Source organism: Niastella vici (assembly GCF_002077945.1).
Lineage (GTDB): Bacteria > Bacteroidota > Bacteroidia > Chitinophagales > Chitinophagaceae > Niastella > Niastella vici.
Map to the genome: position 1 here is coordinate 37076 of NZ_LVYD01000079.1, position 20115 is coordinate 57190.

Annotated in this window: 17 protein-coding genes and 1 tRNA gene; 8 read left to right on the forward strand and 10 right to left on the reverse strand. The window is 45.5% G+C overall.

Annotated features, from left to right (window positions below):
* Nucleotide 1 precedes the first annotated feature (1 nt).
* The 4 genes from trxA (A3860_RS32715) to dnaE form a co-directional block, all read right to left on the reverse strand.
* Nucleotides 2-439, reverse strand: coding sequence for a thioredoxin (gene trxA, locus A3860_RS32715; protein WP_081154737.1), 438 nt, complete (start codon nucleotides 437-439; stop codon nucleotides 2-4).
* 286 nt (nucleotides 440-725) lie between these two features.
* The gene (gene trxA / locus A3860_RS32720; RefSeq protein WP_081154738.1) at nucleotides 726-1043 is read right to left on the reverse strand and encodes a thioredoxin; all 318 of its coding nucleotides are present in this window, start codon (nucleotides 1041-1043) and stop codon (nucleotides 726-728) included.
* Between the two features lie 146 nt (nucleotides 1044-1189).
* Nucleotides 1190-1507 (reverse strand): thioredoxin, encoded by a 318-nt coding sequence (gene trxA / locus A3860_RS32725; RefSeq protein ID WP_081154739.1) that lies wholly within the window; start codon nucleotides 1505-1507, stop codon nucleotides 1190-1192.
* A 192-nt stretch (nucleotides 1508-1699) separates the two neighbouring features.
* Entirely contained in the window at nucleotides 1700-5341 is a 3642-nt protein-coding gene (dnaE, locus tag A3860_RS32730; protein WP_081154740.1) for a DNA polymerase III subunit alpha, read from the reverse strand.
* A gap of 386 nt (nucleotides 5342-5727) precedes the next feature.
* Here dnaE and A3860_RS32735 point away from each other — a divergent pair, with 386 nt between their 5' ends.
* A complete protein-coding gene (locus tag A3860_RS32735) occupies nucleotides 5728-6519 on the forward strand; it encodes a C40 family peptidase (protein WP_081154741.1) in 792 nt (263 codons plus the stop codon).
* A 166-nt stretch (nucleotides 6520-6685) separates the two neighbouring features.
* Here A3860_RS32735 and A3860_RS32740 read toward each other — a convergent pair whose 3' ends face one another.
* The 3 genes from A3860_RS32740 to A3860_RS32750 all read right to left on the reverse strand — a co-directional run bounded on the left by A3860_RS32740 (nucleotide 6686) and on the right by A3860_RS32750 (nucleotide 10968).
* Nucleotides 6686-7126, reverse strand: a complete 441-nt coding sequence (locus A3860_RS32740; protein ID WP_081154742.1) for a sensor histidine kinase — start codon at nucleotides 7124-7126, stop codon at nucleotides 6686-6688.
* Between the two features lie 642 nt (nucleotides 7127-7768).
* Complete coding sequence (locus A3860_RS32745) at nucleotides 7769-9274, reverse strand: lipopolysaccharide biosynthesis protein (protein ID WP_081154743.1); 1506 nt, start codon at nucleotides 9272-9274, stop codon at nucleotides 7769-7771.
* Nucleotides 9274-10968, reverse strand: a complete 1695-nt coding sequence (locus A3860_RS32750) for a M1 family metallopeptidase (protein WP_245843682.1) — start codon at nucleotides 10966-10968, stop codon at nucleotides 9274-9276. The genes A3860_RS32745 and A3860_RS32750 overlap by 1 nt, the downstream gene beginning before the upstream one ends.
* A 71-nt stretch (nucleotides 10969-11039) precedes the next feature.
* Between A3860_RS32750 and A3860_RS32755 the strand changes: the two genes are divergently transcribed.
* Complete coding sequence (locus tag A3860_RS32755) at nucleotides 11040-12668, forward strand: ABC transporter substrate-binding protein (RefSeq protein WP_081154745.1); 1629 nt, start codon at nucleotides 11040-11042, stop codon at nucleotides 12666-12668.
* 37 nt (nucleotides 12669-12705) lie between these two features.
* Here the strand turns inward: A3860_RS32755 and msrA are convergent, their stop codons facing one another.
* Together msrA and A3860_RS32765 are read right to left on the reverse strand one after the other, a co-directional pair.
* Nucleotides 12706-13368, reverse strand: a complete 663-nt coding sequence (gene msrA, locus A3860_RS32760; protein WP_081154746.1) for a peptide-methionine (S)-S-oxide reductase MsrA — start codon at nucleotides 13366-13368, stop codon at nucleotides 12706-12708.
* Nucleotides 13369-13616: 248 nt separating this feature from the next.
* Entirely contained in the window at nucleotides 13617-14480 is an 864-nt protein-coding gene (locus A3860_RS32765; protein WP_081154747.1) for a hypothetical protein, read from the reverse strand.
* Between the two features lie 133 nt (nucleotides 14481-14613).
* Between A3860_RS32765 and A3860_RS32770 the strand changes: the two genes are divergently transcribed.
* Nucleotides 14614-15096, forward strand: a complete 483-nt coding sequence (locus A3860_RS32770; RefSeq protein ID WP_081154748.1) for a hypothetical protein — start codon at nucleotides 14614-14616, stop codon at nucleotides 15094-15096.
* Between the two features lie 75 nt (nucleotides 15097-15171).
* Entirely contained in the window at nucleotides 15172-17286 is a 2115-nt protein-coding gene (locus A3860_RS32775) for an endonuclease MutS2 (RefSeq protein WP_081154756.1), read from the forward strand.
* Nucleotides 17287-17369: 83 nt separating this feature from the next.
* Here the strand turns inward: A3860_RS32775 and A3860_RS32780 are convergent, their stop codons facing one another.
* Nucleotides 17370-17807, reverse strand: a complete 438-nt coding sequence (locus A3860_RS32780) for a CBS domain-containing protein (RefSeq protein ID WP_081154749.1) — start codon at nucleotides 17805-17807, stop codon at nucleotides 17370-17372.
* A 754-nt stretch (nucleotides 17808-18561) separates the two neighbouring features.
* Here A3860_RS32780 and A3860_RS40785 point away from each other — a divergent pair.
* The 4 genes from A3860_RS40785 (at nucleotide 18562) to A3860_RS32805 (ending at nucleotide 20089) form a co-directional block, all read left to right on the forward strand.
* Nucleotides 18562-18750: a hypothetical protein gene (locus A3860_RS40785; protein WP_143774385.1), complete on the forward strand. Its 189-nt coding sequence runs from the start codon at nucleotides 18562-18564 to the stop codon at nucleotides 18748-18750.
* 56 nt (nucleotides 18751-18806) lie between these two features.
* Nucleotides 18807-19190 (forward strand): hypothetical protein, encoded by a 384-nt coding sequence (locus tag A3860_RS32790; RefSeq protein WP_081154751.1) that lies wholly within the window; start codon nucleotides 18807-18809, stop codon nucleotides 19188-19190.
* Between the two features lie 34 nt (nucleotides 19191-19224).
* Entirely contained in the window at nucleotides 19225-19641 is a 417-nt protein-coding gene (locus tag A3860_RS32795) for a hypothetical protein (protein ID WP_081154752.1), read from the forward strand.
* A gap of 361 nt (nucleotides 19642-20002) precedes the next feature.
* Nucleotides 20003-20089 (forward strand) — tRNA-Ser (locus A3860_RS32805).
* Nucleotides 20090-20115 lie beyond the last annotated feature (26 nt).

Here is a 20115-nt window from a genome sequence, read left to right on the forward strand (position 1 = left end):
GTTACAGATGCGCTTTGATCTTTTTTTCGAGCCTGCTTTTGGGATAAACCCCTACAACCCGGTCAACCACTTTCCCGTTCTTTATGAACAAAATGGTAGGGATGGAAGTAACGTTATACTTTCCACAGATGTTCGGGTTTTGGTCAACATTCAGTTTACCGACATTCACTTTGCCACTGTAATCTTTTGCCAGCTCTTCCACCACCGGGCCCATTGCGCGGCAGGGACCACACCAGGTAGCCCAAAAATCGACCAGGGTTAATTTATCGGCTGAAAGCACTTTTTTCTGAAAATTGGCATCGGTGAATTCCTGCGTGTCGCCATCAGTAGTAAGGACAATGGTTTTTTCGGTCAATTCCTGTTTTGCGGGTTGGTGATCAGTTGTATTGAACAGGGTAATTACCGGAAATAAGAACGAAAAGAAAAGCGGGTATTTCATGTGAGTTGTTATTTGTTGTATAAGACACCGTAAGATATATAAATTGGCGCACATGTAAAGGGTATAGAATGCCCAAAAAAGGCGGCCTCCCGCTTCAACCGGGAGGCCGCTTATCTGTATATTATAATTTCAGTTATCTATAACAACGAGTTATGGTCATGCTGAAGCTGCCATTTGTAACCGTGGCCCGGTTGTGAATGCTGTCAATGAAAATATCAACAAAGCCATTGGTGACCGCATTGCCATTGCAGTTTATGGCCGTACCTGAAACTGTAACCAAACGCGCTTATATATGTTGTTCTATCTTCTTTACAAAGTTGCTTTTCGGTTGTGCACCAACCAGTTTATCTACCACCTTCCCGTCTTTAATGAAAAGAATAACAGGAATATTAGTAATACCATATTTAACAGCTGTTTCAGCATTATAATCAACGTTTATCTTCCCTACATTTATTTTACCCTCATATTCTTTTGATAATTGTTCAATGATCGGCTTAATAGCAATGCAGGGTGGGCACCATTCGGCCCAAAAATCAACTACAGTTAATTTATCTGAGGAAAGGACTTTATCCTTGAAGTTCGCATCGGTAAATTCTAATGCCATATGTATAAATTTTACTGTAAAGTTGAACCTTCGTTTCTTAAAATGATGTTATCAACAAATTGAGTTTTCAACCGGGTTATGCACCTTGTAAAAAAGAAAGCCATCCCTGGCTGAACCGGGGATGGCTTTTTATTATTTGGAAGTGCTTATATATGTTGTTCTATCTTCTTTACAAAGTTGCTTTTCGGTTGTGCACCAACCAGCTTGTCTACCACTTTACCACCTTTAATGAAAAGGATAGCGGGGATAGAAGTAACACCGTAATTTATAGATAACTGCGGATTATGGTCAACGTTCACTTTCCCTACGTTTATTTTGCCATCGTATTCTTTTGATAATTCTTCAATTACCGGTCCAATAGCACGGCAGGGACCACACCACTCAGCCCAAAAATCTACTACTGTTAATTTATCAGAATCGAGGACCTTGTCCTGGAAGTTTGTGTCTGTGAATTCTAAAGCCATATACTTAATTTTAGTGTGTAAAGTTTATAAATAAATTCTTAAACGTTTTCCAAAGTTTTACTTTTCAAAAAGTATTATCTGTTTGTCGAAATCTATGCCACACCGGTTGTTTACCATTCCTGTCAGCCCATTATCCATTCCCTTCTGCTGAATGCATTGATCACTAAAGCTTTCTGCAGCATTCACGGGGTTTTACGCCGTGACAACCTGTACATCCAGCTCGGGGCGGCTTTGTAAAAAGGCAGCCAATTCGTCATTCATTTCAATCCCGGCCTCCACTGTCGACAAACTCACCCGGCACATATTTTTGATGTCTTTAACATTGAATTTCAGGCGCGAACCACCGGGATAGCTTTTCAGGTTCTTTTCAAAGAAACGGATCAGTTCTTCATTCACGAACCTGGCTTCAATATCAATAATAACCTGTTTTGTTAGATTTTGTTTAATGCTCTCCAGCAAACTGATCTTTTCGATCTTGAACTCAAACTCGGTCTTGTTGAACCGGGGTTTGAACGCGCCGGTGATAAACAGGTTCTTCCCTTTTTCGAGGTAATTGGTAAAGCGCATATAATCATCGCTCCACAGCATAAACTCGCTTTTGCCCGAATAGTCTTCGATCCAGAAAGAACCGAACTGACGGCCGGTACGGGTAACCCGGTGCTGGGCATCGGTTACCAGCCCCGCCAGGCGAAAGCTTCTGCCGGGATTGGGCTGCAGGGCCAGCGTATCTTTTATTTCATTGAACTCGGCTAAGGTGGTGATGCCGTAATGTTTTATCTCGAACCGGAAGTGATCGAGCGGGTGACCGCTCATGAACATGCCGGTAACCTCTTTTTCATAATTCAGTAATTCGGTCAGCGACCACACCTCGCAGGGTGGAATTTTTGGGGGCGCTATCTCCATTACTTCTGTAAGTCCACCAAAGAGCGTATTACTGGTATTTACGTTCTGCGCCTGGTAAACGTTGCCAAAGCGCACGATCTTTTCGAGGCCGGTGCTGGTATCGTTTGGTGGCGTAAAGAAATATTGTGCGCGGTGCAGGTCGGGAAAACAATCGAATCCGCCGGCATATGCCAAACTTTCAAGCGTTTTCTTATTGACAGTGCGTTGGTTAACGCGTTTGATCATGTCGAAGATCGACACGAACGGACCGTTCTTTTCGCGTTCTTCTATCAGGCTTTCCACGGCTGCTTCACCCACACCTTTCATGCCTGCCATGCCAAACCGTATATCGCCGTTCTTATTAACCGAGAAACCTTTTTTCGATTCATTTACATCAGGGCCCAAACACTTTATACCCATACGTTTACACTCTTCCATAAAGAAGGTGATCTTTTCTATGTTGCCGGCGTTGTTCAACACCGCCGCCATGTACTCACTGGGGTAGTGGGCTTTTAAATAAGCAGTCTGGTACGCCACATAGGCGTAACAGGTAGAGTGCGATTTGTTGAAGGCGTACTGGGCAAACGCTTCCCAGTCGGTCCAGATCTTTTCGAGCTTTTCGGCCGGATGGCCTTTTTCTGAAGCGCCTTTTACGAACTGGGCCTTCATTTTATCAAGCACCGCTTTTTGCTTTTTACCCATGGCCTTACGCAGTACGTCGGCATCGCCTTTACTGAAACCGGCCAGCTTTTGCGCCAGCAACATCACCTGCTCCTGGTATACGGTGATCCCGTACGACTCCTTCAGGTATTCCTCCATTTCAGGCAGGTCATACGTAATGGGCTCGCGGCCGTGTTTACGATCAATAAAGTTGGGGATATAAGCGAGCGGACCGGGCCGGTACAATGCGTTCATCGCAATAAGATCGGCGAACTGGTCAGCCTTGAGGTCGCGCAGGTATTTTTGCATCCCGGGACTTTCGAACTGGAACGTACCAACGGTTTCGGCCTTCTGGTACAGTTCGAATGTTTTGGGATCGTCGAGTGGTATGGTCTCAATATCCAGTTCTACCCCATGGTTCTCTTTGATCATCCGCAGGGCGTTCTTGATGATGGTAAGGGTCTTCAAACCCAGGAAGTCCATCTTGATTACGCCGGCGTCTTCAATGATGCTACCCTCAAACTGGGTAACCCACAGGCTTGAGTCCTTGGCGGTACTAACCGGAATAAGATCGGTAAGGTCGCGGGGGGCAATGATGATACCGGCCGCGTGTATACCGGTGTTGCGCACAGAGCCTTCCAGCCTTTCTGCTTCGTGCAGCACGGTGGCGGTGAGGCCCTGCCCGTTGTATATTTCACGCAGCTTTTTAATGACCTCTATTTCATCGGGGCCAATGCCTTCTTTTTCTTCCAGCGATTTTTCACCTTCCTTCGGGTTCAGGGGCGCGTGCAGTACGCGACCTAATTCAATACCCGGTTTTTCAGGCACCATTTTGGCCAGGGCGTTCGATTCAACCAGGGGCAGGTCAAGCACCCGGGCCACGTCCTTGATACTACTTTTGGCGGCCATGGTACCGTAGGTAATGATCTGGGCCACCTGGTTAGTACCATATTTTTCCACTACATAGTCGATCACTTTCTGACGGCCTTCATCGTCGAAGTCCGTATCAATATCCGGCATCGACTTACGGTCGGGGTTCAAAAAGCGCTCGAACAGCAGGTTGTATTTAATGGGGTCAATATTGGTGATGCCTATACAGTAGGCCACCGCGCTGCCCGCCGCCGATCCACGGCCCGGGCCAATGAATACGCCCCGTTCGCGGCCGGCTTTAATAAAGTCGCTCACGATGAGGAAGTAACCCGCAAACCCCATGGTCTTTACGGTGAACAGCTCAAAATCGAGCCGCTCCTGAATATCGGGCGTAATATCTCCATAGCGTTGTTTAGCGCCTTCGTAGGTGAGGTGTTTGAGGTATTCCCACTGGTTCAGGTTACTGTCTTCTGTAATCTGAAACTCTTTTGGCAACGGGAAGGCCGGCAGTAAGATGTCCTTTTTCAGGTTCAGCAGCTCAACCCGGTCAACGATCATATTGGTATTATCGATCGATTCGGGAATGTCGCTGAACAGTTTCTTCATTTCCTCCTGGCTCTTGAAGTAGAACTGGTCGTTGGGGAATTTAAAGCGGCGGTCCTTGATGTTGGTATCGTCGTTCACGAAATCATCAAAGCCCGGCGTGCTTTTCTTTTCACCGGTATTTATACACAACAGAATGTCGTGGGCGTTGTAATCGTCCTGGTCGGTATAGTGGCTGTCGTTGGTGGCAATAACGGGTACATTGAATTTTTTGGCGAATTTCAACAGTACCTGGTTAATGATCTCCTGTTCCTTGAGGTTATGCCGTTGTATTTCTATGAAATAATCTTCGCCAAACATATCGAGCCACCATTTGAATTCCTGCTCGGCTTTTTCTTCCCCATCGTGCAAAATGGTTTGGGGCACGTAGGCGCCTATACAGCAGGTAGTGGCAATAAGCCCTTCCTTGTATTTTTCGATGAGGCCTTTATCAATACGGGGGTACTTGCTGTACATACCCTCTATGTACCCCAGGCTGGTTAATTTCACCAGGTTCTGGTAACCGGTCTTGTTTTTGGCCAGCAGCACCTGGTGGTAGCGTTCGTCTTTTACTTCTTTTGAAAATACTTTCCGGTGCCGGTCTTCCACCACATAAAATTCGCAGCCCACGATGGGTTTTACCTTCAGGCTGCCGTCCTCGTTCTTATGTTTATAGGCTTCTGCTACGAATTCAAAGGCGCCGAACATGTTACCATGGTCGGTGATGGCGATGGCGGGCATGCCGTCCTTGACGGCTTTTTTATACAAAGCCTGGATCGATGCCGCTCCATCGAGTAATGAAAACTGTGTATGAACGTGTAAGTGTGAGAATTTACACATGTGTTTGTTCTAATAAATAGGTTTTGATTAGTTGATTCTTTCCTGTATCTTACTTAAATGCCTCATTTCCAATAGGAAACCCATCAGAATATAAACACGAAATTGTGGTATAAAGTTCTTTAATCAATAGTGAACCCGATAAAATTTTATGAACAGAATGGGAATAAAAATAATTGTGAAGAAAGTTCAAAGATAACAGTTCAGGGTTCGGCTGAAAGCAAAACGCCGAAAGTAAGCGTCCTTTGCCGGCTGGGCGCCGGCCCGAATGCGGGGGAGCCGTGTTAAGTCCTGTGCCTTAAGCCGAATTTCATTACTGGCAATGTATTTGCTATTTTTACGGCCTGCCTACGGGGGCATGCCTTGCCTTAAAATAAAATGTCCAGCCTGTGAAGTATCTGATTATCATTATATCCGCCCTGTTGGTGCATGCTGTTCCGGCAGCAGCCCATCATCCGTTCTACCCCCAACCGGTGTCGGCCGACACGGCTGTTATGCCGGGCAACGAGCCTCAATTCATTGACGGGATCGTTACCGGGGATGAAAATGACGATGAAATAAGCCAGGACGGTAAAAAGAAAAAAAGCGCCAAAACAGGCAATAGCAGCTCTACCACTTCCACCACCAAATCGAAACGGGTTACCAGTCCCACCCAGAAGCTGGCCGCACTTACGCCCGATGAAGAGAACCTGATCAGCGATCTGCATAATAAAAAGAATGTAAAAGCCATTGGTATTGAGCTCAGTGCCCCGCTGCAGTTCAAATATGCCATTTTACTCGATGTGCCGGTTGAAATGATCAATGACAATAAATTGCTCGAACTGATCGAAAGCTGGTACGGCACCAAATACAAATATGGGGGCGATGACCGGGAAGGGGTCGATTGCAGCGGTTTTACCCGGGCATTTATGAACGCCTATTATGAGGTAACGCTTTCCCGCCGCAGTGAGGACCAATACCTTCAGTGTAAAAAGGTGAAAAAGAAAAAATTAAGACAGGGCGACCTGGTATTTTTTAAAACCCGCGGCGCCAAAGGCGGCATTTCGCACGTGGGCATTTACCTGTGTAATAATAAATTCCTTCATGCTGCTACCAGCACCGGGGTAATGATCAGCGACCTGGATGAAGATTACTACAAGGCCAGGTATGCAGGGGGAGGAAGGATTCCCGGAGAAAATTAAAGAGTAGAAATAAAAAAGAAATGAGAAAGTAAGGCGATAGCTGAGTTTACTTTCTCATTTCTCTTTTACAGGTTTCCCAAAAAGTTATTGGATCGGTGCGCCTAAGCCCTTGCCAGGGCGCGTTGCCGGTTTACGGCATAATCTCTTAATTAATTACAATTACTTCTTACGCTGCCATCGAGAACGTGATCACCGTGCCTTCGTGACGCTGGTTATAGATATTGATATGTCCACCCAGACTGCGGGCAGCGGCTACCACTTCTGAAAATCCATGGGCTATAGTGCTGTAGTAATTGGAGGCGTTGTTGCGCACCCGTATCTGCACGCCTTCGGGTTTCGATTCTGCTTCAATACGGATGCAGGCATTATGCGAACAGTTGATCGCATTGTTCAGGAGATTGCCGATCACAAAGGCCAGTACCTGCTCATCGGCATGCAATTGAAATGTTTCTTTTACGTCGTTAATAATAAAACTGTGTTGGTTTACGGCCAGCGGAATAAAACTGTTCATGAGCTGGTCTACCAGTTGATAAAGGGATACGTTGTTGGTTGTGCCTGTTGGGGCAATTGTTGGTGTTGCGGGGAGTGTAATTGACAAGCTTTTCATAAAAGGACCTTTAATAAATGATGAACAATAATCAGCAATCAAAAAAATCAGAAACGGAATTCAAAGGGATACGAACTAAAAACGAGCTGGTTTTGAAAAGGTATTGTTGTTTTCGTCAGAGACCGATCTACATTTCATCAGGGACTTTTTCCAAGAACTCCATTACTTCTTGTAATTCTTTATCAAAGTAACGCCAGAAAAAGGGCGATCGCATCAACTTACCTGCTATTCATGCTAAAAATATAGCAAAGCATAAATGCGCACTACATGTTTTCATGTAAAATCGACGTGTTTGAAAAGAAAAACGATTACACAATCGATTGCATTAAATGGCTTTTCGACACTTAATGGCGTTATTATGACAATTAATGTTAAGGAAATGCTAATGAAAGCGCGTGCATTTTTACTTACGCAATCGTTTTCGTAAGTATTTAATCAGGTAATTATGGGGGGGAAGCAGGATGTGGGGAATATAAAATATGAAGTCGCGGCCTTAAGCCAGAAGCAGGAAAAACGGAAAACAGGGTTCTTCTTACTTTGAACAATCATCTTAAACGTTTACCTGTGTTTTTTAAATACTTATTTCATACGCAATCGTTTTCGTAAGTAATTATTCAGGTAATAAGGGTCAGGAAGTATTTCTTACTTCTTACCGCCAAAAGATCTTAAACGTTTTTGTATCGTTTGCCACACGGGTAATACATCGGGCGAAAGATCAAAATACAATACACCGGCTGCGAATAATGCAATGAAGGTAATGCTGCGCAGGAAGATCCAGCCAATTCCCTGAAAGCGGTCAAACAGAAAATAGCAGCTAACATAACAAACTGCTCCCAATATAAGTGAGTAAACCGATTTGCCGGTAAAGGGCTGCAGTTTGAATTTCTTCCATAAGAATGAATAGCGGATAGCATTGTAAACGGTAATGGCAAACAAATTGGCAATGGCCGGGCCCACCGCTTTCAGTTCTACGGTAAGTATATAATTTAATGGCAGCGTAAGTAGCAATAAGATAATTCCGCTTACAAATTCCACTTTCCAGAAAATGCTTGTGCTAATGATCTGCGAATTCACGCCCGTACCCATATCAATTAATTTGGTAAACCCGATGTACAGGAAAATGATGCGCGCATCGAGGTAGCCTGGTTTTAAGTGAAAGGAGAGTACGCCATCGGTAAAATTGAGCCATACCAGGGAGAACATGCCAATAGCAAATAACAACTGGTTAATGCTGCTGCGATGGTATACGCGGTCGATAAAGCCCATATTCTTGTCTTTCCAGGCTTGCGCCAATGGACCCATTGCAGCTGAACTAATGGCCCGTTGTGGCGCCGCTATGAGGCTACTCATATTTTGCGCCAAAGAATAAATGCCCACAAAGGCCAATCCATTTGCTACTGCAGAGCCTATTACCAGGGTATCGAATACCTGTGCAATATTGAATACCAGGTTGCCGCTCCAGACGAAGATGCCCACCCTGATGATCTTTTTATAGAATTTTTGGGTTACCCGGCTGATCTTAAATGTAAGATGCAGCTGACGCGTTACAATGAGATAAAACAGCAGCGCCAGGGCAATGCCTATATAGGTAAATGCATACACTTTTATAAAAACGTCGAAACTTTTAATGACCCGCATGAGGGTGAGCACAATGAGGAGGGTGGCAAACAGGCGGAACAATATTTCTTTCAGAAAATTGGTAACAACCGATTTGCGCAGCTGCCAGGCAAAGGCTTCCAGAATGGAATAGATCGACAGGCCGAAACCAAAAGGAAAAAGCCAGTAATAATAATAAACGACTGCCGGGGAGTTATCTGCATACAGGCTTACCACATATTTCTTGAAAACAATTCCGCTGATCATTACAAACACAAAGGCCGTAATACTGGTCACCAGGGCCAGGGCGATCATATCATTTTTTTGCGGCGGAAGGTTGTCGTTATAATAGGGAAAGAATTTGGTCACATAATAGGTAATGCCAATATTCGAGAAAGAGAACATAATGGTGGCAAAGGCCTGAAAGGTGTTTACCAGCCCATATTGCGCTTCGGCAAACCCTTTTGCATACAGGAAAGTATTCAACAGCCCCAACGCAAATCCTATATACACCAGAATAGAAGAAATAATACTTTGCCGCCGTATGCTCATTAACCTGCCTTTTTCACAATGATATAAAAATTCCTGTCAACGCTGAAACCCGTGTCATTGGCATTGCCCGAAATAATGGTCCATTCTTCATTGGCGTGGATCCATTTTTCCTGATTGCTCCATTTCACTTTCAATGGCATGCCAAATCCTTTGATGCAATTCGTGAACCTGAATTTCAGGTCCTTTCCCTTGATGGAATATTCAAGCACCGGTATCTGCGTGGTGCGAAGATATTGATCAAATATCTTTGAAAGATCAATACCGCTGCGGCGGCTTATATAGTCCTCCACTTCTTTGCTGGTAACCATTTTGTGGTAAAAGGTCTTGTTCAGTCCGCGCAGGATAGTCCTAAAGCTGCTGTCGTTGTTGATGATCTGCCGTATCGTGTGCAGCAGGTTGCCGCCTTTATAGTACATATCGTCGCTGCCTTCCCTGTTCACCCCATATGGCCCAATAATGGGAATATCGTTATGGATAAGCTCGCGGGTGCCCACGCAATAGGCGTTGCCAGCTTCTACCCCATATTCACAGGTGGTGAACAGGGTTTCTGAATAATTGGTAAAGCCTTCATGCACCCACATATCGGCAATATCGTTGGTGGTAATGTTGTTGGCAAACCATTCGTGGCCGCTTTCATGCACAATAATAAAATCCCACTTGTTGCCCCAGCCGGTGCCTGAAAGGTCGCGGCCCAGGTAGCCGTTCTGAAAACCGTTGCCATAGGCTACGGCGCTTTGGTGTTCCATACCCAGGTGCGGCGTTTCAACCAGCTTGTACCCATCTTCATAAAAAGGGTAGGGGCCAAACCAGTACTCAAAACATTTCAGCATTTTGGCTGCCTGGGTAAATTGCTTTTGGGCTTTCTCCTGGTCATAATCAAGTACCCAGTAATCGCAATCCAGCTTGCCTTTCTCGCCCGCAAAATCCTCGTGCCAGGTTACGTATTTACCAATGTAGGGAACGATGTTATAATTATTGATGGGGTTTTTTACTTCCCAGGTATAGGTGGTGGTACCGTTGTTATTGGGCGTTTTGGCGTTGAGCCGGCCATTGCCCACCGCTACCAGCGTGTCGGGAACGGTTATGGCGAGGCTGGCGCCGTTATCAGGTTCGTCGCTCTGGTGGTCTTTACAGGGATACCAAACGCTGGCGCCCAGTCCCTGGCAGGCCACAGTCATCCAGGGGCGGCCCTGTTTGTCCTTATTCCAAATCCAGCCGCCATCCCAGGGCGCATGCACCGCCTCGCGGGGCTGGCCATGGTATTTCACTTCAAGGGAATGTATTGTATTGGCGGTAAGTGCCGGCATGGTCACAAACCAGGCATTGCCTTCCCGTTGAAAAAGCAGCGGGGTGTTGCCGGTTTTTGCGATCAATAAAATGCTGTCGATAATAAGGGGTTGCTGCAGATCGATCTGCAGTTTGTTGTAAGGCCGTAAAACCTTTATGGTAAGCCTGTTTGTTGCCTGAATGGCTTTGGTGGCGTAGTCAGGCGTAACGGCTATATCGTAGCGTAATACGTCCCACCACGCTCTTTCAGGGGTAATAGTGCCCCGCAGCGTATCCTGGTGGGTGAACTGTTTTTTACTGCTCAGCGGTTGTGCGGCGCAGGAAGCAGCCATGAAAATGAAAAATGAGAAATGAAGAATGCGAAATGAAAAAGGTTGGGTAATGTTCCTTTGTTTTATTTTAATCACTCTGATATAATTTAAATTAGCGAATTGAAGAAAGCGAAACGAAGGGCGATCCATCAGCTAACTTGTTCAATATGCGTGGTAAAGTAACATATTTTGCGGTCTTTTTCGGTTTGATTTTGGTTAATTCATGCGGCAACCGTACAAACGGCGATAAACAGGTATTTCATTACAATGAAGCTACCGGCATCGCCACCCTTGACCCCGCCTTTGCAAAGAACCAATCGATCATTTGGGCGGTTCATCAGTTATACAATACGCTGGTTGAAACCAATGATGCCCTGGCCATCGTTCCTTCCCTGGCTTATCGCTGGGAGGTATCGGCTGACCGCAAGGTATATACGTTTCACCTGCGCCCCGGCGTCTTCTTTCACGATAACGAGGCTTTCCCGAAAGGGAAGGGCCGTGCCCTCACCGCTTATGATGTAGAGTACAGCTTTAACCGCATTATTGACCCCGCCACCGCCAGCAGCGGCGCCTGGATCTTCAATGACCGGGTCGATGACAGGCTGGGGTTTAAAGCGCTGAACGATTCCACCTTTCGCTTAACGCTGAAAACGCCTTTTGCGCCCATCCTCGGCCTCCTCAGCATGCAATATTGTTCGGTGGTGCCCAAAGAAGTGGTGACAAAATATGGACCCGATTTCCGCAATCATCCCTGCGGTACCGGTCCGTTCAAATTCACGGCCTGGGAAGAAGGGCAGGCCATGATATTGCAGAAGAATGAACACTATTTTGAACGCGACAGCACGGGCAGGTCCCTGCCTTACCTCGATGGCATCAAGATCACGTTCTTCGACAGCAAGGCCACCGAATTCCTGTTATTTCAGCAGGGCAAGCTCGATTTTATCAATGATATCGACCCTTCTTTCAAGGATGAGATCCTTACCAAAAAAGGACAATTGCGCAAAGACTGGCAGGGCAGGATCATTCTGTCGAAACATTCTTACCTCAATACCGAATACCTCGGCATTCTGGTTGACAAGGACAATCCCCAGGTGAACAATTCGCCCCTGCGGTTGAAAGAAGTGCGGCAGGCGATCAATTACGGGTTCGACCGCCGCAAGATGATCATGTACCTGTACAATTCGAAAGGGATGCCTGCCGAGAGCGGATTTATTCCTGCCGGCCTGCCTTCTTTTGATTCAGCTGTTGTAAAAGGCTATACCTATAACCCGGCCAAAACGCGGGCATTGTTAAAGACGGCCGGTTTTCCCGATGGCGAAGGCCTGCCCGAAATAAAACTGCTCACCATTGCCACCTACAGCGATATTGCCAGTTTTATTGCCCGGCAACTGGAAGAATCGGGCATTAAAATACAGGTAGAGGTAGAACCAAAAAGTTTGTTGCTGGAGCAAACGGCCAAATCGGAGGCCCTGTTCTTCCGCGGCAGCTGGATCGCCGATTTTCCTGAAGCAGAAAATTATTTAAGCGTATTTTATAGCAATAACCCCGCGCCGCCTAATTATACCCGTTATCACAATCCCCGTTTCGATGCGTTGTATGAGCAGGCCATGGTAACGGAGAACGACAGCCTGCGGTATAAGTTATACCAGCAAATGGATCAATTGGTGATAGACGATGCGCCGGTGGTGCCGCTTTGGTATGATGAGGTAATTCGATTGGTACATCCGAACGTAAAACAATTCAACACTAATGGATTAAACCTGCTTGAGTTGAGAAGAACCTATTTACAGAAATAAAAAACCTGTAAGGGTTGCTTACAGGTCTTTCATTTAGTTATTCGTGCTTCAGCTTACTCTTGAACACCTTTTGGAACTTCTCCACCTTCGGCCTTATCACAAAATTACAATAGGGTTGTGATCCGTTCTGGTTGAAGTAATCCTGGTGATAATTTTCGGCTGCGTAGAATTTGGTGTAGGGAGAGATCTCCGTAACAATTGGATTAATAAACGCGCCGCTTTTGTCGAGTTCCGCCTTATACTTCTCTGCTTTTTCCTTTTGTTCGTTATTGTGGTAGAAAATTACGCTGCGGTATTGCGGGCCCACATCATTACCCTGGCGGTTGAGCGTGGTGGGGTCATGCGTTTTCCAGAACACTTCGAGCAGCTCATCATAGGTGATCTTTTTAGGATCGTACACCACCTGTATTACTTCGGCATGCCCTGTAGTGCCGGTGCATACTTCTTTATAGCTGGGGTTGGCCACGTGCCCGCCGCTGTACCCCGAAGTTGATTTAATAACGCCTTCCAATTCCTGAAAGATAGCTTCTGTACACCAGAAGCAACCGGTACCAAAGGTGGCGGTATCGGTGGTTGTGTTTACAGAACCATTTGTAGTTGTTGTCATATCCTTACTTATATTCTTTTTTGCGTTTTGTTTTTGTGCGCAGGAAAACAAAGTTGCCAGTGTTACCAGCACACCGGTAAATAAAAGCTTCATACCATGGTGTTTTAACAGATGTATCATTGTATTGTTATAATTGGTGTAAGTTAAGACGGCGAACGAGCGGGTTTTGCAAGCTGGCCGACATTCCTTTCCATTTATCAATTGCTTAACAGGAACACATCATATACGCGGGGTGTGCTGTTGCAGATGTTAACAATTTACAAAAGTAAAGGTTGGAAAAATAAAAAACCCTCCCGGTACATCGGAAGGGTCTGCGTAACTATACTTGGATATTCAAAATTCTATCTTCTTCTCCTTCTTACCGTTGTAGTGGTACGGGAATATTTTCTGCCCCGGGGGCCCTGCACCGTAGTGGTTCTGCGGGTAACGCGGTAATTATTGACTGCCACGGTATGGCGGGTCCTTACCGTAACCGAGGTAACGCGCATGGGCCGGTAAATACGGGGCGCCACTACTACGCGGCGGGTGGTAACCACGGCATAATGCGGGTGGTAATGGTAGCGAATGGGCCGGTAAACCGCGAAGGCCATGGGCCGCCAGGGACGCCACCAAACGGGGTGTGCGCGCCAGGTAAAGGGCGATACCCATACCACGTAAGCAGGGGCGTATACATACCGTACACAGGGCCAACCCCATACATTCACAATAATGCCATTCTCTGCAAATTCAGTATTGGGACCACCGGCCAGTGATGAATTGGGTGCAATAAAAGTATTCTCCTGGCTGTCGTCGGGTTCAACAATGGTTTCTTCGCCAAAAATATCTTCATCGCCAACGATCTCGATCACCGCATTGTCTTTTCCGGTTTTTTCCAGTTCTATTACCGCAATATCCTGGCTTTCCTTTTCGCTCACCAGGGCCTGCAGCACAAATACATGTACGTCGTTCTCGCGTTTGCTCACTACTTTAATATAATCGGTTTTGCCGTCTTCGTTGAGGTCGAGGTTATTGACCTGGCTATTTTCAGAATTAAGGAGTTTTTCGAATTCTTCGGGTGAACCGGCCTTTTTAAACAGGTCGAGGGCGCCCTGCAGGCTGAAATTATCGCCGGGTAAACCGGTTGAATCGGGTTGCTGATCCTGGGCCTGTACTTGATAAGTGCTTGCAGCTAATACGATAAGCACTCCGGGTAAAAGATGCTTCATGTTGCAATAGAGTTTTTCTTCAGACGGGTTATGAAAAGAAAGGTTTAAACAGGGCGAACGGGTATATTTGATATATTATTATTCATAAATATATAAAAACAAATTGCATAATTAAAACAGGTGCAGTATTATTATGGCCGCTTTATTGATAAGTATGAAGAAAATTGAGAATTTCCTGTTTCTGCCAATTATAGTGCTGGTGTTTTACAGTATATCGAAGTATAATGAAACATCGATTGACCTGAATGTGTTTGATACTTTTTATGTAATACAAAGCGGTATTGTTACCGGCTTGTTTGCGTGTTGGCTGTTTGTTGTAATTCTTCTTCTTAAGTTGATCAGGCGGCGGCAGGGGTTGGTACATCGAAAATTTGTATTTACCTATAATACACTAACGCTGTTGTTTTTTGGCGTGTTTATGTTGGGCGTGTGGCATACCAGTCCAGCAAACGGTGCGGGCTACTCCAATACGGAACTGGATGCATTGATCTTCAAAAATAAATTGCGCCTGGTGGCCGTCTGGTGCTTTCTTGTTGTGCAGGTTATTTTTCTGATATATTTCTTTATACAGTTTGCCAAAAAACCGGTTCCTGCCAAATCGCAGGGCAATGTGTGACCAGGTTCTGCCCGCGCAATTACCCACAACCAAAAAACTATATTACCTTTGCCGGTTCGAGAAGAGGTATTTTATATGAAGATTTTTCCTGAATCGGCGTTATCACAGCTGGAGTTTGATAAAATAAAAGCACTGCTTGAAGAGCATTGTAAAACGGAGTATGCGAAAGGTAAATCGCAGGAACTGCGCATTCATACCCGCAGGGAGTTTATTGAACTGGAGTTACAGCAAAGCCACGAATACAAATTATTGATTGAGCACAGCATGTATTTCCCCAACGATTACGTGCTGAATTTAGCAAAAGAATTGCGGTTGCTCGGCATACCCGGCGCCATGCTTACCGGCGAACAGTTTATGCAGGTACGTAAGCTGGCCGAAAGCATGCAGAATATTTTCCGCTGGTTCGATAATGACCGGCGGCTGGCCTATCCTGCCCTGGTAAAAGTGATCGGCGAAACCTATTACGAAAATGTGATCATGGAACTCATCGATGATGTACTTCATGAGAACGGGGATGTAAAAGACAATGCATCGGAAGACCTTGCCCGCATTCGCACCAGCCTGTACCGGCGCCGCACCGAGCTGCGCCGCCTGTTCGACAAGATCGTGCAGAAGCTCAGCAAGGCAGGGTATACCGCCGATATTGACGAAGCATTCCTGAACGGCCGCCGCGTAGTGGCCATTGTGGCCGAACAAAAACGACAGGTAAAAGGAATTTTACACGGCGAAAGCGATACCCGCCGCACTTCGTACATTGAACCGGAAGAGACCATTGAACTGAACAATGAGATCTTTTCCCTGGAGAATGAGGAACGGCGCGAGGTATACCGCATCCTGCAACAGCTCACCGCCCGCCTGGCCATGTACGCCCCCTTGCTGAAAACCTGGCACCAGGTACTGGGTGAATTCGATTTTATTCAGGCCAAGGCCAAACTGGCGCTTGATATGAACGCGAATTATCCGCTGCTGAACGATAAAGCGCATGTGCATCTGGTACAGGCCTATCACCCGTTGTTGTACCTGTATCACCAGAAAGCGAAAAAGCCTACCATCCCCACCGATCTTACGTTGGATGAAAAAAGCCGCATCCTGGTTATCTCAGGCCCTAACGCAGGCGGTAAAACCGTTACCATGAAAACGGTTGGGTTGTTACAATTAATGATCCAGAGCGGTTTGCTGGTACCGGTGCACCCCACTTCCATGTTCGGCATCTTTAAACAGCTCATGATACATATTGGCGATACGCAAAGTATCGAGTTTGACCTCAGTACTTACAGCTCGCACTTATTGCACATGAAGCATTTTATTGAAAATGCGAATGGCAAAACCATGTTCTTTATTGATGAGCTGGGTAGTGGTAGCGACCCGCACCTCGGTGGCGCCTTTGCAGAGGTTATTATGGAAGAACTGGGTCATAAACATGCCATGGGTATTGTTACCACGCACTACCTGAACCTGAAAGTGATGGCCAATAAAACACCCGGTATCATCAATGGCGCCATGCAATTTGATGAAGGAAATTTGTTGCCGTTGTATAAGCTCACCATTGGAAAACCCGGTAGTTCGTATACGTTTTCCATTGCCGAACGCATTGGGCTCGATGCCAGGTTAATAAACCGCGCCCGCGCCCTGGTTGATGAAGATCATTTCAAGCTCGATAAATTATTGAACCGCACCGAGCAGGACCTGCGCGAAATTGAGAAGAAAGAAAAGGAACTGTCAAAGCTGATCAAGGAAAATGAAAAGCTGCATAAGGAAATGCAGCAAACCATTAACCAGGAACGGCACAACCAGCAGGTGGAGTTGTTGAAACACCAGAACCGGATCACCGAAGACCGCATCGCTTACCTGAAGGATATGGAACGCAAGCTGAAGCAGCTGACCTTCGACTGGCGGAAGGCCGAATCGCAGGAAGATAAGAAAGAGCTCATAAAACAGATGCAGATCCTGTTGTTCAAACAACACCAGAAACAGGCAACCGAGAAGGTGAAGAAAAAGCTCAATTCAAAATATGATGAAGTGGGCGGTGAAGTGCAGGTGGGTGATAAGGTGCTGATGAAAAAGAACCACCAGGTAGGGGAGGTGAAGGAATTGCGCGGTAAGAAAGCGGTAGTGCAGCTGGGACTGATGCCCATCACTGTGTCGGTCGATGATCTGGTAGTGGTAACGGAGAAACCGGCTGAAGAATAATATACTTTCAATAAAAAAAGGTCCCGACATGTCGGGACTTTTTTTGGTGCAGTGTCTTCTCAGGATAGTATGGCCTGCGGGCTTTATAAGCTGGAGTGCAGGTAGTCTTTAAGCTGAGTGATTGTTTCCTGTTGCGACAGGATCGTTTCTTTTACCACATCATTAATGGAAATGATACCGGTTACCTGGTTTTCGTCGAACACCGGCAGGTAACGAATGTTTTTTTCGGACATTAACTGCATGCAATAGTCAACAGTGTCGTTGGCGGTTACGCGCGGCAGATTGTTGCTCATGATCTCCGAAACCCTGGTGTCGGTGGAGGATTTTCCATTCAAAACCACCTTGCGCGAGTAATCACGTTCTGTAACAATGCCCAGGTAGTGGCCATCTTGCAAAACCATCACGGAACCGATATTTTGATCGGCCATGATATGGAGTGCTTCCAATACGGTTGTATCCGGTGTAACGGTAGTAATATGGCTTCCTTTACGAAGCAGCACATCGGCCACTTTTTTATTCATACAGCAATGTGTTTTGGTGAACAATCATTTAAGGGAAATTACAAAAATTGGAATGGAAAACCAAGGCCAGGCGGGCTTTTTATGGGAAAAAGAGGTGTTTTATCCCTTTATTTTGCCGGCAATACATGATGGATGTCACCCATTTGTTTATTGAACAGGGGGCTGGTGAAGGGGCGATGCCCGGAGCACGGATACCTGAATAGGGTGATCCCGGGCATATGGGCACCTATAGCGTATTGCAAAAAATTGGTTATCATAGGTTTAATTATTCCTTTTTAACCGTTTCCCGTCTTTTACCAGGGGGGCATGAAATGGTAAAGCAGCTTTTAATTAAAACTGGTAACAAACACATTCGTCCTTCTCACCAAATTTTTGTAATCTCGGAACCGGGAAAAAAGTAAATCACACACCACAACATTTGGGAGCTCTGGCAAATTTGGTTCTGCCAACAACATGTTATTTCAAATAATAAAATTGTAAACAACTCCGGTGCGGCCAGTTGCCAGGCAAAACGGGTAGGAAATGCCTGAAAATTGTCCCTGCACCGTTATCCATAATTAAAAGACCAATCAATGATACGTTATTCGCTATTATTTTTTTTCTTTCTGGTTTCCTTTTTTGCTGTTGCACAAAACAAAGACTATGAAAAAGGATTGAAGGCCTTTGATAATAAAGAGTATGAAAAATCTTTCAGGCTATTGAAACAATTTGCCGACCCTCTTACAGAGAAGCTGCCAACAGAAAAGAAAAAAATATGTGTTCCATTGTATATACCTTTTCAAAACCGGTTTTTATCCGGAATGGGACTGTTGCGCTGTACCTCGATCAGAAACGCTATAGAGGTAATTATACCCAGTTGGAGTTTGGTTTTTATAAACAGGAAAATGGCAGATGGGAGGAATTAGCAGCAGTTTACAAACATTACGAAAGTGCAAAAGAATAACCTGGCCCCCATTCGCAAAATGATGCCGGAATAAATCCCTAAAATTTATAAATAACATGAACCGGATTCTATTTTTATTCGCCAGCCTTATTGTGATAATGTTAGCCGCATGCAGTGGTTCTAAAACCTATCGGGGTTCCTGGAAAGCCGCAGACGCAAATGGACAAAGATTTGAATTGTTTTTTGACGCAAAAAGTTTTTCAATTAAAGACACTGCCGGCGGCAAAAAACAATATGACTACACGCAAAATTCTATTTCAATAGAAAATTCTGTTGAAACGTATGGGATAGAATTGGCAGACGGGCGCAGCTATCAAATTAATTTCCCCAATTCAAGCGATGAAACTGTGGGTCTGATCAAGGATGGAAACGGCATGCCGATCTATACGATCAGCAGGAATGGATATTTGAATTATGGGGATATTTTCAAATTGAAATAAGTTGCACAACACATTTAACTGAAGCCTTAAGCAGATGAAATCTTTGATTACCGCATTATTAGTTCCCAGCTTACTATTTATTCAGTTACGCAAAAGCGCTGGCCAGGCACCCGGTCAGGTAATTGTGTACGCAAAAGTTTCATTGGAGCATTTATTAGATTCTATGGGAGCCTACCATAACAAACCAATAGAAACAATGGGCTATTATGTTTGTGGTTTTGAACACTCATCTATTATGCTGGTAATTCATCATGAGTTAGCCCCGGATAAAAAGATTTATGACTGGGCGCGGGAAATTTGGGTTGATAGACAATATTCCAAAACCATGATGCCCTGTGATAGTATGTTCAGGCGTACAATAACGGTTCGCGGTATACTCGACACTTCATCGCATGGGCATCTTGGAAAATATAAGGCAACTATAAAGGATGCGATTGTTCAATTGCCTTAAATATACACCGATTGCCAGAAAGCGCCGGCCGTAAAGAATGGAGGTTCACACGTGACTGTTTATTTATATTTAGCTGCATACAGCCGGTTCAGTACCCATACCGCCCAGCCCATATAGAGTACCAGAATGGGAAGCCCGTTATGTTTATTGCACGGGATTGGGGGAAGCCGATGCCGCCCAACAACCGGGGCAGGAGGCAGCAGGAAAGAATGATAGAAGCCACTATAATGGCCGATTGGGTTACCTGTTTTTGCTGTTAATTTGTCATTGTTGCATTAACGGTAAAAATAGGGGGTAAGTATTCCGGGGTTACCAAAACTTTGCCGGTAAGCGGGAATCAGTTAATTTACATCCCCTTTCAGGAGAGGTGCCAGAGAGGTCGAATGGGACGGTCTCGAAAACCGTTATACGGGCAACTGTATCGAGGGTTCGAATCCCTCCCTCTCCGCAAAACAAAACAAGTGCTCCCGGTAG

Excerpts from the sequence above, each read along its gene's own strand:
- A3860_RS32765 (WP_081154747.1), bottom strand. The coding sequence starts at position 14,480 with ATGAAGCATCTTTTACCCGGAGTGCTTATCGTATTAGCTGCAAGCACT.
- trxA (WP_081154738.1), bottom strand. The coding sequence starts at position 1,043 with ATGGCATTAGAATTTACCGATGCGAACTTCAAGGATAAAGTCCTTTCC.
- A3860_RS32790 (WP_081154751.1), top strand. The coding sequence starts at position 18,807 with ATGAACCGGATTCTATTTTTATTCGCCAGCCTTATTGTGATAATGTTA.
- msrA (WP_081154746.1), bottom strand. The coding sequence starts at position 13,368 with ATGAAGCTTTTATTTACCGGTGTGCTGGTAACACTGGCAACTTTGTTT.
- dnaE (WP_081154740.1), bottom strand. The coding sequence starts at position 5,341 with ATGTGTAAATTCTCACACTTACACGTTCATACACAGTTTTCATTACTC.
- trxA (WP_081154739.1), bottom strand. The coding sequence starts at position 1,507 with ATGGCTTTAGAATTCACAGACACAAACTTCCAGGACAAGGTCCTCGAT.
- A3860_RS32745 (WP_081154743.1), bottom strand. The coding sequence starts at position 9,274 with ATGAGCATACGGCGGCAAAGTATTATTTCTTCTATTCTGGTGTATATA.
- A3860_RS40785 (WP_143774385.1), top strand. The coding sequence starts at position 18,562 with ATGTGTTCCATTGTATATACCTTTTCAAAACCGGTTTTTATCCGGAAT.
- A3860_RS32775 (WP_081154756.1), top strand. The coding sequence starts at position 15,172 with ATGAAGATTTTTCCTGAATCGGCGTTATCACAGCTGGAGTTTGATAAA.
- A3860_RS32770 (WP_081154748.1), top strand. The coding sequence starts at position 14,614 with ATGGCCGCTTTATTGATAAGTATGAAGAAAATTGAGAATTTCCTGTTT.
- A3860_RS32755 (WP_081154745.1), top strand. The coding sequence starts at position 11,040 with ATGCGTGGTAAAGTAACATATTTTGCGGTCTTTTTCGGTTTGATTTTG.
- A3860_RS32780 (WP_081154749.1), bottom strand. The coding sequence starts at position 17,807 with ATGAATAAAAAAGTGGCCGATGTGCTGCTTCGTAAAGGAAGCCATATT.
- A3860_RS32795 (WP_081154752.1), top strand. The coding sequence starts at position 19,225 with ATGAAATCTTTGATTACCGCATTATTAGTTCCCAGCTTACTATTTATT.
- trxA (WP_081154737.1), bottom strand. The coding sequence starts at position 439 with ATGAAATACCCGCTTTTCTTTTCGTTCTTATTTCCGGTAATTACCCTG.
- A3860_RS32740 (WP_081154742.1), bottom strand. The coding sequence starts at position 7,126 with ATGAAAAGCTTGTCAATTACACTCCCCGCAACACCAACAATTGCCCCA.